12 protein-coding genes and 1 pseudogene are annotated in these 10,511 nt (G+C 64.1%); 6 read left to right on the plus strand and 7 right to left on the minus strand.

Annotated elements, in window-relative coordinates; genetic code table 11:
- From EOA38_RS16285 to EOA38_RS16295, 3 genes and pseudogenes are all read right to left on the minus strand, one after another.
- Positions 1 to 235, minus strand: a pseudogene (locus EOA38_RS16285) (extensin); the annotation flags it as partial.
- Positions 236 to 350: 115 nt separating this feature from the next.
- Positions 351 to 1,358: an extensin family protein gene (locus EOA38_RS16290; protein ID WP_127299685.1), complete on the minus strand. Its 1,008-nt coding sequence runs from the start codon at positions 1,356 to 1,358 to the stop codon at positions 351 to 353.
- Between the two features lie 193 nt (positions 1,359 to 1,551).
- Complete coding sequence (locus tag EOA38_RS16295; RefSeq protein WP_126092425.1) at positions 1,552 to 1,977, minus strand: DUF3775 domain-containing protein; 426 nt, start codon at positions 1,975 to 1,977, stop codon at positions 1,552 to 1,554.
- 181 nt (positions 1,978 to 2,158) lie between these two features.
- Between EOA38_RS16295 and EOA38_RS16300 the strand changes: the two genes are divergently transcribed.
- Positions 2,159 to 2,698, plus strand: a complete 540-nt coding sequence (locus EOA38_RS16300) for a tetratricopeptide repeat protein (RefSeq protein WP_127299682.1) — start codon at positions 2,159 to 2,161, stop codon at positions 2,696 to 2,698.
- 262 nt (positions 2,699 to 2,960) lie between these two features.
- Positions 2,961 to 3,434: a transcription elongation factor GreA gene (gene greA / locus EOA38_RS16305; protein WP_040970906.1), complete on the plus strand. Its 474-nt coding sequence runs from the start codon at positions 2,961 to 2,963 to the stop codon at positions 3,432 to 3,434.
- On the opposite strand, the gene waaC is transcribed toward greA, so the two are convergent.
- The 3 genes from waaC to rfaD are packed head-to-tail and all read right to left on the minus strand — an operon-like array spanning position 3,431 to position 6,347.
- Entirely contained in the window at positions 3,431 to 4,423 is a 993-nt protein-coding gene (gene waaC, locus EOA38_RS16310) for a lipopolysaccharide heptosyltransferase I (protein ID WP_127299683.1), read from the minus strand. The two genes, greA and waaC, sit on opposite strands and share 4 nt — an antisense overlap.
- Positions 4,420 to 5,427, minus strand: a complete 1,008-nt coding sequence (gene waaF / locus EOA38_RS16315) for a lipopolysaccharide heptosyltransferase II (protein ID WP_126092428.1) — start codon at positions 5,425 to 5,427, stop codon at positions 4,420 to 4,422. The genes waaC and waaF overlap by 4 nt, the downstream gene beginning before the upstream one ends.
- On the minus strand, positions 5,400 to 6,347 hold the full coding sequence (gene rfaD / locus EOA38_RS16320; protein ID WP_126092429.1) for an ADP-glyceromanno-heptose 6-epimerase: 948 nt from the start codon (positions 6,345 to 6,347) through the stop codon (positions 5,400 to 5,402). The genes waaF and rfaD overlap by 28 nt, the downstream gene beginning before the upstream one ends.
- Positions 6,348 to 6,611: 264 nt before the next feature.
- Here rfaD and rfaE1 point away from each other — a divergent pair, with 264 nt between their 5' ends.
- Genes rfaE1 through EOA38_RS16335 form a run of 3 tightly spaced genes read left to right on the plus strand, consistent with a single transcriptional unit; the run spans position 6,612 to position 9,325 of the window.
- The gene (rfaE1, locus tag EOA38_RS16325) at positions 6,612 to 8,102 is read left to right on the plus strand and encodes a D-glycero-beta-D-manno-heptose-7-phosphate kinase (RefSeq protein ID WP_127299684.1); all 1,491 of its coding nucleotides are present in this window, start codon (positions 6,612 to 6,614) and stop codon (positions 8,100 to 8,102) included.
- 7 nt (positions 8,103 to 8,109) lie between these two features.
- Positions 8,110 to 8,682 carry an SIS domain-containing protein gene (locus EOA38_RS16330; RefSeq protein ID WP_126092431.1) on the plus strand — a complete coding sequence of 191 codons (573 nt, stop codon included), beginning with the start codon at positions 8,110 to 8,112 and terminating at the stop codon, positions 8,680 to 8,682.
- Entirely contained in the window at positions 8,675 to 9,325 is a 651-nt protein-coding gene (locus tag EOA38_RS16335) for an HAD-IIIA family hydrolase (protein WP_126092432.1), read from the plus strand. The genes EOA38_RS16330 and EOA38_RS16335 overlap by 8 nt, the downstream gene beginning before the upstream one ends.
- Here the strand turns inward: EOA38_RS16335 and EOA38_RS16340 are convergent.
- Complete coding sequence (locus EOA38_RS16340) at positions 9,322 to 9,804, minus strand: Lrp/AsnC family transcriptional regulator (RefSeq protein ID WP_126092433.1); 483 nt, start codon at positions 9,802 to 9,804, stop codon at positions 9,322 to 9,324. The two genes, EOA38_RS16335 and EOA38_RS16340, sit on opposite strands and share 4 nt — an antisense overlap.
- A 221-nt stretch (positions 9,805 to 10,025) precedes the next feature.
- Here EOA38_RS16340 and EOA38_RS16345 point away from each other — a divergent pair.
- On the plus strand, positions 10,026 to 10,511 hold a 486-nt coding region (locus EOA38_RS16345), incomplete at its 3' end, for an FAD-dependent oxidoreductase (RefSeq protein ID WP_189434700.1).

Raw genomic sequence — 10,511 nt, forward strand, 5'->3', positions numbered from 1 at the left:
GGGTCATATAGGGATTGGAAGGAACGAGGCGCTGCATGCCGGAATATTGCGGCGCCTCGGGCACGGCAGCGGTCTGGCTGCCGACGTCGACGGCCGGCTGCAGCGAGAAGACATCGCCCGTGTTGCAGGCCGACACGGCCGCGACGGCAAGCCCGGTGGCCAGCCAGACGGTGGCAGAGCGCGCAAAATCGTTCTGTCGCGCCATGGCAAGCATGGCGCCAAGTCTTCCGGTCATTGAAAGGCTTCCTGTCCCCGGATGGCACAAGTTTAGTCGCCAACAGTAAAGGAAAGATCAGCGCCGGCATTCATGCCTGGGGCCGAATTGCGGCGACTGTTCTTGAAATCCTTTTTTATTGGCAGAAGGTTCCGCCGTGGCGGCGCGGCTCGAGGTCGAAATGAAAATGTAGCGAATGGTCGGCATCGCTGCCCGGACCGAGCACTGTCTTGAACGGCCCGCAGGCGGCCTTGCGCACAGTAGCCAGGAACTTGGCATCCTTCTCGGGCGGCACCGGACCAATTTCGATCGTCCTGCCATCCGACAGCGTGAAGGAGGCGATATCGAGCGCATTGCCGAAGGCGTGTTCCGAAAGCTTGCCGCCGCCGTGGCGCGGACGGCAGACGAAGGCGGAGGCCTGGGCGATCGATTTCAGATCGGCGCCGAATTCGGCCCTTACCGCCGGCCGGATGACATCGGCGGCAAAGCGCGCGGCAGCCTCGGCCATCCGGCAATTGAGCTCGGTGCCGGAACCGATACCGATCGATTTTCCCAGCGTTTTCAGAACGATGGGGTAGGGGATCGAGCAGCCGATCTCGGCGTCGTGCTCGGCCTTGTGCTCCTCGAATTCGACGCCGAGCGCCTTCAGCCGATCGCGGCACGCCACCTCTTCTTCCGGCATCCTGTCGGCAGGCAATTCAGCCGAGCGCGGATCGGGCAGCATTTTGTTGTCGCCGGTATCAGCCGGTTTTTCGGGTGGCTTCGGTGCGACAGCGGGCGGCTCCGGTTCCGCGATGTCGGGTCTTTGTGTCGGAATCGGCACTGCGGCCGGCGCCTCAGGTTCGCTTTCCATATCGGTTGACGGCTCCGGGGCCGAAGGCTCGGGACGCTGCCGAGACTTTTCTTGATTGAACCGGTCGGATGCGTCAGCGTCCTTTGGACCGGCAGCCTTCCGCTCTTCAGCCTTTTGCGCTTCCGCGGGACGTGGCTGTGGCACCGGAACATCGGCGGGCGAGGTCGGCTGGACCTGCGTTTGCTGTTGCGTCAGCGTTGGCGCGGCATGCCGCTTGCCCCGGGATCTCACGCGGTGCTTGCTCCTCGGCCTCAGTGGCTGATCGGCTCGCTGCGTCAACGGCTGCTCCATACGCGGTGTCAGCGGCTGCCTGTGACGATGCTTGGCATCGGCCGGCGTGATCAGCAGGGCCGCCGCCGCCAAAGGCAGCGCCAGTCTGCAAAATCCGGAAAAGCTCAGCGTTGCCATCGGCCGGAAACGGGCCCGGCACGGCAAGGTTGCCTTGGAAGCAGCGGCGCTGCGATCAAAATCCGTTACGGGCCGGTTACGCGCCGATCGCCTCCAGGCCTTCCTCGAGCCAGTCGGCGAGCTGCGGCAGGCCAAGCAGATACTTTGCCGTGCGTCTGTTGGCTCGCTCGCGGGCCGCGGCCACCGCCTCGACCCACTCGGAAGCATCGTAGTCGCCGCGGCCGACCCAGGCCAGCGCCACGAGCTCGGCCGCTTCATCGACGTTGAGATCGTTGATCAGCTCGCGGAACTCCTCCTCGGTGAGGTCTTCCGACGCTTCTTCGACAAGGCCGTCATGGTGGTGGCTGTCATGCCTGTCGCCGTCGAACTCGACCTCGTGCTCGGCGCCGTCGTCGTAATCCTCGTTGACGCCGGCGCTCAGCGCCTTGGCCTTGAGGATAAACAGGCGCACCGTGTCCGGGTCGATCGAAAGCTCCCATTCCTTCTCGAGGCGCTGCTGCACTGGCCTTTCTCCTCGTCGTGCGCTCGACTGATGATAGCGGATTTGCGGCCCGCGTCACATCCGTTCGCAAGCAGCCGAGCCGCCTTGAACATTCGAAATAGTTCGGCCGTCACCTGCTTTTCGGGATGAATCCGCATCAAGGCGGCGTTAATCTGCCATTGTCACGCTCAAGGAGGCATCGATGCGCAGACGATTGCTTGTTCAGGTCCTGGCTGTTGCGGCCCTGCCACTGTTTGTGGCGCCAGCTTTCACGGCCGGCGAAGGCGGTGGTGGCGGCAGCGGTGGTGGCACCACCCAGTGCAAGAAGGGCGAGGTCTGGGACAAGAAGAAAAACAAATGCGTAAAGCCGCAATATGGCATGCTGGATGACGACAGCATCTACGAAGCGGGCCACGATCTCGCGATGGCCGGACGCTATGACGAGGCGATCTCGGTGCTGACTTTAGCCGCCAACAAGCAGGATCCGCGCATCCTCAACTATCTCGGCTATTCGCACCGCCATTCCGGCCGCATCACGGTCGGCTTCGGCTATTACGAGGAAGCGCTGCGCATCAATCCCGACTACACGCTGGTGCGCGAATATCTCGGCGAGGCCCATCTGCAGATCGGCGATCTTGCCGGCGCGCAGGAGCAGCTGAAGGAGATCGAGAAGCGGACCGGCAAAGGCTCGCGCGAATATGGCATGCTCTCCGAGCAGATCGACCGTTTCCTGAGGAGCTGATTCAGTCCCAAGACTTTTCGAACCGGCTGCGAGCGATCGCAGCCGGTTTTTTGCTTGATGCTGCCACATCAACCGCATGAAAGCGGTGATGATTTTGCCAAAGTTGATTTTTTGGGCGTGAAAATCGCGCGAAGATCGCTATATTCGGGGAAATTGTGGTGAAACGGTTCCGTTAGCCCGAGGCTGCCGGACCGTTTTCTTTTTGTACCATCGACAAGGCTGCTCCCGATAAACGGGGGCGGCGGCAGGAAAGGTCAGGTATATGATCAAGGTCCCGATGACAGGCGAGGGGTTCGCGTCATTGAAGGAAGAACTGCGCTGGCGCCAGCAGGAAGAGCGTCCGCGCATCATCGAGGCGATCTCCGAAGCGCGCTCGCATGGCGACCTGTCCGAAAATGCCGAGTACCACGCCGCGAAAGAGTCGCAGAGCCACAATGAGGGCCGTATCAACGAGCTTGAGGACCTGATCGCGCGGGCCGAGGTGATCGACGTCACGAAGCTCAGCGGCGACAAGGTGAAGTTCGGCGCGACCGTCGTGCTGGTCGACGAGGATACCGAGGAAAAGAAGACCTATCAGATCGTCGGCGACCAGGAAGCGGACGTGAAGTCCGGCCGCATCTCGATCTCCTCGCCGATCGCGCGTGCGTTGATCGGCAAGGAAGTCGGCGACGCCATCGAGGTCAACGCTCCGGGCGGCGCGCGGGGTTACGAGATCGTCCAGGTGCAGTTCATCTAGCTCTTAATCTTCCCCCTTGCGGGGGAGAAAGCGCGCTGTGCCAGCAGCCGTTCCGCTTCAGCCATCACCTCGGCCGGCGTCACCCTGCCGCCTGCGGGCGCCAGCAGGGTCGAGGAGAACGGCCCGCGCGGGCCGGTCAAGCCCGGCTCCGTCGCCAGGAAGATGGCGACCGTCGGCAGGCCGAAGGCGCTGGCGAGGTGGGTGAGACCGGTGTCGGCGCCGATCACCAGCGTCGACCGGCCGAGGATCGCCGCGATCTCGGCAAGCGGCGATTTTGGGACCAGCACCGTTTTCGGCACGTCGCCAGCGATCGCTTCGGCGACACGCTTTTCCTGTTCGTTCGACCAGGTGACGACCGGCGCGAATTGTCTGGCCACCAGTTGGCGCGCGGTCTCGATCCAGTCGTCGACCGGCCATTTCTTGTCCTCGCGGCTGGTGCCGTGCAGCAGGAAGGCAAGCCTGCCTTCAAGGATGGGAAGGTTGCCTGCCGGCGGCACTATGCCGGACCCGAGACGGGAAAGATCGGGCTCGTAGCCAAGCGCCAGGCCGAACAGCCGCCGCGTGCGCTCGATGGCGTGCAGGCCGCGCGGTACCGCGTATCCGCGATCGTAGAACAGCGTTGCCGAGGGCTCGCGGACGCTCGAACGGTCGAAGCCGGCGATCGGTGCGCCAGCCTGCCTGGCGACAACGGCCGACTTCAACAGCCCCTGGGCGTCGATGACCAGGTCATAATGACCAGCACGCAGCGCGCGGCGCAGGCCGGCTATCTCGCGCCAAGTGCCGCCGTCAAGCGGCTTCTTGCGCCAGCGCCGGATCGCCACCTTGTGGATAGACTTTATCGCTGGATGCAAGGCGACGATGCCGGCAAAGGCCTCTTCCACGCACCAGTCGAAGCTTATGTCCGGGCGATTGCGGAGCGCATCCTCGACAGCCGGGAAGGTATGGATGACATCACCCATCGACGATGTCTTGACGATCAGCACCTTCATGCGGCTGCCGGAACCCTAAGCAGCCGGTCGGCCGCGGCAGCGACCCGTGCGACGTCGAGCGTCTTCAGGCAGTTGAGATGGCCGAGCGGGCAGGTCTTGCTGTGGCAGGGCGAGCAGGAAAGATGAAGCCAGATCAGTTCCGAGCGATCCGTCAGCGGCGGCGTGTTCTCGGGCGAGGTCGAGCCGTAGACGGCGACGATCGGCGTGCCGACGGCGGCCGCGACATGCATCAGCCCGCTGTCGTTCGAGACCGCAAGCTTCGCCGCGGCGATCAGGTCGATGGCATCCTCGAGCCGCGTCCTGCCGGCAAGATCGACAGAGCCCGGCGCGAGCCTTGCGATCTCGCCGGTAACCTCGGCGTCGTTCTTCGAGCCGAGCAGGGCGACACCCAAACCTTTTGCCATCATTCCTCGTGCAAGCTCGGCATAATGTTCGCTCGGCCAGCGTTTTGCCGGGCCGAACTCGGCGCCAGGCATCAAGGCGACGAATTTCTTTTCGTCGAGCCCGAACCGCGCCAGCAGATCCGTCTGGTTGGCTGTGTCGACAGTGAGCTTCGGCGCGCGAAACGTGCCGCCGCGCGCAAGGCCGAAATAAGCGCGCGCCGTGCGCCGCTTGAGGGCGTCGGGCAGGGGAACGATATCGGTCAGCAGGCCGTAGCGCATTTCCCTCAAATTGCCGACGCGGCGCGAAATGCGGGCAAAGAACGGGATCAGCGCCGATTTCCAGCTTCCCGGCAGCACATAGGCCATGTCGTAGCGGCCGCGCAGCAGGCGGCCGAAGCGCCTGCGGCTGCGGAATTCCAGCGCGCCGGGCATCAGCGGAAAGTCGATCTGACAGCGTATTTCGGGCATGCGCTTGACCAAGGGTGCGGCCCAGCCAGGCGCCAGCACGTCGATCGCGGCGTTCGGATGCTGTTCCTTCAGCGCCGAAAACAGGCACTGGGCCATGACCATGTCGCCCACCCAGCGTGGGCCGATCACGAGGATCGTTGGGCTCTCAGCCATTCGACATAGTCTCTGACGCCGGTTTCGACGGTTCGGAATTGGCCATTGTAGCCGGCCGCGCGCAAGCGGGACATATCGGCCTGCGTGAAACTCTGATAGCTGCCCTTGAGGTGGTCAGGGAAGGGGATGAATTCGATCTCACCCTTGCCGAGTGTGCCGATCACCGTCTCGGCGATGGCGCGGAACGGCTGGGCGCGGCCCGTGCCGCAGTTGAAGATGCCGCTCAGGCCTCGTTTCCAAAGCCACAGATTGACCTCGGCGACATCGCCGACATGGATGAAGTCGCGGCTCTGCTCGCCCGGACCGAAGCCATCATAGGCGCCGAACAGCTTCGGGTTCTGGCCTTGCTCGACCTGGTTGAAGAGATGGAAGGCAACCGATGCCATGGCGCCCTTGTGCGCCTCGCGCGGTCCGTAGACGTTGAAATAGCGTAGCCCCGTCACCTGCGAATGGTCGGTGTCGACGTTGCGGCGGACGTAATCGTCGAAGAGCTTCTTGGAATAGGCATAGACGTTGAGCGGGCGCTCGCACTCGGGCTCCTCGCGGAATTCGCTGCCGCCACCATAGACCGAGGCCGACGAGGCATAAAGGAAGGGCACGCGCAGCGCGAGGCAAGCGTGCAGCAGCCGCTTCGAATAGGCATAGTTCACGTCCATCATGAACTTGCCGTTCCATTCGGTGGTGGTCGAGCAGGCGCCCTGATGGAAGACAGCCTCGATGCGGCCGAGCCCGCCGTCCTCCAGCCGGGCCAGAAACTCGTCCTTGTCGAGATAGTCGGCAATGCGGAGGTCGGCCAGATTGGCGATCTTGTGCCCGTCGGTGAGATCGTCGACGACGACGATGTCGTCATGCCCCTCGGCATTGAGCGCGGCGACGATGTTGGAGCCGATCATGCCGGCGCCGCCCGTGACGATGATCATGAAGGCCTCTGGTTCCGTTGCCGATTCCGGCTCTTATAGGGGACGCCGGTGGGAGTGTCGATAAAGCACGTCAAACGCATGTAGGACGTTCGCTCGGCCACAGTCGCGCCGCAAAGCTCACGCTTCACTCGCGCGTGTTCGCCCCGGCCCGGCGTTGCGCTGGCCCCAATTGCGGTATATCGGCATCGCGAAGAACCATGGGCGCCGGATTTCCGGCGCTGCAACCCTGATCAAGAAACCGCCTTTCAGGCGCGTGCCAGTGAGATGATCAAGCAGCATCTGCCTTCCCCGGAACCCTTGCATCGTGCCATCGCCCGCTTTGGCGACGTTACCGTGCTGGTGGTTGGCGACTTCATCCTCGACCGCTTCGTCAGCGGCGTCATCGAGCGCATTTCGCCCGAGGCGCCTATCCCGGTGCTGCATGGGCGGGGCGAGATGCTGGCCATGGGCGGCGCCGGCAATGTCGTTTCCAACATCGTATCGCTGGGTGGCGCTGCCATCCCTGTGTCCGTGATCGGTGCCGATCAGGCCGGCGACAACCTCATGCGCATGCTCGGCGAACTCGGCGCCGATACCGATGGCCTGACACAGCGGCAAGACCGCATGACCTCGTCGAAGAGCCGCTTCAGCGCGCTCAACCAGCAAGTGCTGCGCTTCGACGAGGAGGAGATCAAGCCGCTGTCCCGCGGCGAGCGCGCGACGCTCGTCGAGCATTTCCAGGCAGCGCTTGCGCGCGCCGACATCGTCATCCTGTCCGACTATGGCAAGGGCATCCTGCTCGACGGCGTGGCGGCCGATTTGATCGCGATCTGCCGCGATGCCGGGAAGCCGGTGCTGGTCGACCCGAAGGGCCGAGACTATGCGCGTTATGCCGGCGCGACGGCGGTCACGCCCAATCGCAAGGAGCTTGGCGAGGCGGTCGGACGCGCGGTGTTCGGCGACGACGAGATCACGGCTGCGGCACGCGACCTGATCGCCGTGCATGACTTCGAGTTCATCGTCGCCACGCGCAGCGAAAAGGGCATGAGCGTCGTCACGGCGGAGGATGCCCGCCATATCTCGACACAGGCGCGCGAAGTGTTCGACGTCTCCGGCGCCGGCGACACGGTCATCGCAACCTTCGCGCTGTCACTGGCCGCAGGCGCCGATCGCGTGCAGGCCGCTATAATCGCCAACGCCGCTGGCGGCGTCGTGGTGGGAAAACGCGGCACGGCACGGCTGACGGTCGAGGAGCTCTCCGGCGCGCTGTTCCGCTCGCACGGGCCGGTCGCCCACAAGGATGCCATTTTGGACGCCAGTGCAGCCGCGCGGATGGTGGCGGCCTGGAAGGAAGAGGGGCTGACGGTGGGTTTCACCAATGGCTGCTTCGACATCCTGCATGCCGGCCATGTCAGCCTGCTTCATGCCGCGCGCAGCCAGTGCGACCGGCTGGTGCTCGGCCTCAACAGCGATGCCTCGGTGCGAAGGCTGAAAGGGCCGGGGCGCCCGGTCAACGACCAGCATGACCGCGCCTGCGTGCTCGCGGCTCTTGCCTCGGTCGATGCGGTCGTCGTCTTCGAGGAGGACACGCCGCTGGCGCTCATCGAGGCGCTCTTGCCGGACATCCTGGTCAAGGGCGCGGACTACACCGTCGACACCGTGGTCGGCGCCGACGTGGTCCAGAAGGCAGGCGGGCGCGTGGTGCTGGTCGACCTCGTTGCCGGCAAAAGCACCACCGGTACGATAGGCAAGCTGCGCGCCGGCGGCACGAATTGAGGATTTCATGTCCGAACTGAACGACTATCTGGTCCGCTCGGCGGCGGCGATCTCGGCGATGGTCGAGCGCGACCTCACCGGTGAAATGGAACGCGCGGTGAGCACGGTCGTGACGGCGCTCTCGCAAGGCAAGGCGCTGCTGATCTGCGGCAATGGCGGTTCGGCGAGCGACGCCATCCATATTGCCGGCGAACTGGTCGGCCGCTTCCTCAAGGAGCGCAAGGCTTACAACGTCATCGCGCTGCCGGCCAATGCCGCCGTGCTGACCGCCTGGGGCAACGACTACGGCTTCGACACGGTCTTTTCGCGCCAGGTCGAGGCACATGGATCGGAGGGCGCGGTGCTGCTTGCCATCTCGACCAGCGGCAATTCGCCGAGCATCCTTGCGGCCGCCGAGCAGGCGCGGGCGATGGGCATGACGGTGATCAGCCTCACCGGCGACACCGGCGGCAAGCTCAGGCCGCTGACCGATATCCTGCTCAACGTGCCGTCGACCTCGACGCCAATCATCCAGCAGGGGCATCTTTGCCTCTACCACCATCTGTGCGAGGCGGTCGAAGCGCGTCTCAGCAATGGCTGACGGCGGCGCTGAGTTTCCGCTTGTCGAGCCCGGCCTGTGGGTCGAGCGGACCAGCGCCAGAACCTTTCCAGCCGGCCTTCCGGCGGTCTTTCTCGATCGTGACGGCACGATCAATGTCGATACCAGCTATCCGAGCAACCCTGCAGATATTGTCCTGCGGCCGGAGATGCTGCCGGTCATCCGAACCGCCAACCTTGTCGGGCTTCCGGCAATCATTGTCTCGAACCAGTCGGGCATCGCGCGCGGCTATTTCGGCTGGCCGGAATTCGCGGCAGTCAATGGCCGACTCTTGCAGCTTCTCGACGCGGAAGAATGCGAGATCGATCTTGTGCTTGCCTGTGCCTATCATTCAAGCGGCACGGGTGTTCTGGCGGTAGACGATCATCCGATGCGCAAGCCCAATCCGGGAATGCTCCTGTGCGCCCGCGATCTATTGAACTTAGACACGGGTCGCTCGATCATCGTTGGCGATAAGGCCGACGACATGGAGGCAGGGCGGCGGGCCGGGCTGGTGGAAGGCTGGCAAGTCGGAAGCCGGGTCAACCGAAAACTTGGCGACGGCGCCTTCACCGCGCGCAAGCTGATGACAGGCAACGATCATCGGAAGCTGTGCGACGTTATTGCTGAGCGCGGCAGGGTCTAGGGCTTCATCTCGAAGGCCACCAGCCCCTCGTCCTTGACGCGACGGATGGTCAGCGCGGTGCGCACCGTGTCGACATTGGGGGCCGAGGCGAGCTCCTCGATGACGAAGGTCTGGAAGGTGCCGAGGTCGCTCGCCACGCAGTGCAGCAGGAAATCGGACTCGCCCGACACCATCCAGGCGTCGCGGACGATCGGCCAGCCGCGCGTGCGTTCGGCGAAGGTCTTCAGCTCTGCATCGGCCTGATGGTGCAGGCCGATCAGGCAGAAGGCGACGACATCCATGCCGAGCGCCGGCGCGTTGAGGAGCGCGCGGTAGCCGCGGATGATGCCGGCCTCTTCCAGCCGCCTGACGCGCCGCAGACAAGGCGGCGCCGAGATGCCGACCCGGTTCGACAGTTCGACATTGGTCATGCGCCCGTCATTCTGCAGCTCGCGCAGGATCTTCCAGTCGATGGCGTCGAGATCGGCTTTGAGCGGCATGGTCGGCTTTCGCGCAAGAATCTTTCGCGATTTTGTAATTAGGTTTCGTGCCGGAGGCCATCCCTTTACGATGATTTTTCTGATAACGGGCAGCGATATGGCCCGGTATGCATGTGACGAAGCTTTCCGGGGACGAAGGCCGAGTTGCCTTGCTGGCTTGGCGGGCAGCACTTACATTACGCGCGACAAACCACGGCCTTGAGCCGCAGGGGACTTTATTCATGAACACCAAACATGCGCCCGTTCTCATCATCGGCTCCGGTCCGGCCGGCTATACGGCGGCGATCTACGCCGCCCGCGCCATGCTGAAGCCGATGCTTGTCGCCGGCCTGCAGCAGGGCGGCCAACTGATGATCACCACCGACGTCGAAAACTATCCGGGCTTCGCCGATCCGATCCAGGGCCCCTGGCTTATGGAGCAAATGCTCAAGCAGGCCGAGCATGTCGGCACCGAGATCGTCAACGACATCATCACCGAGGTCGACCTCAATGTGCGGCCGTTCCGCGCCGCCGGCGATTCCGGTACGGTCTACACCGCGGACGCCCTGATCATCGCCACCGGCGCGCAGGCCAAGTGGCTGGGCATTCCCTCGGAGCAGACCTTCATGGGCTTCGGCGTCTCGGCCTGCGCCACTTGCGACGGCTTCTTCTACCGCGGCAAGGATGTCGCTGTGGTCGGCGGCGGCAATTCGGCGGTCGAGGAGGCG

The organism is Mesorhizobium sp. M1E.F.Ca.ET.041.01.1.1 (assembly GCF_003997355.1).
Classification (GTDB): Bacteria; Pseudomonadota; Alphaproteobacteria; order Rhizobiales; family Rhizobiaceae; genus Mesorhizobium.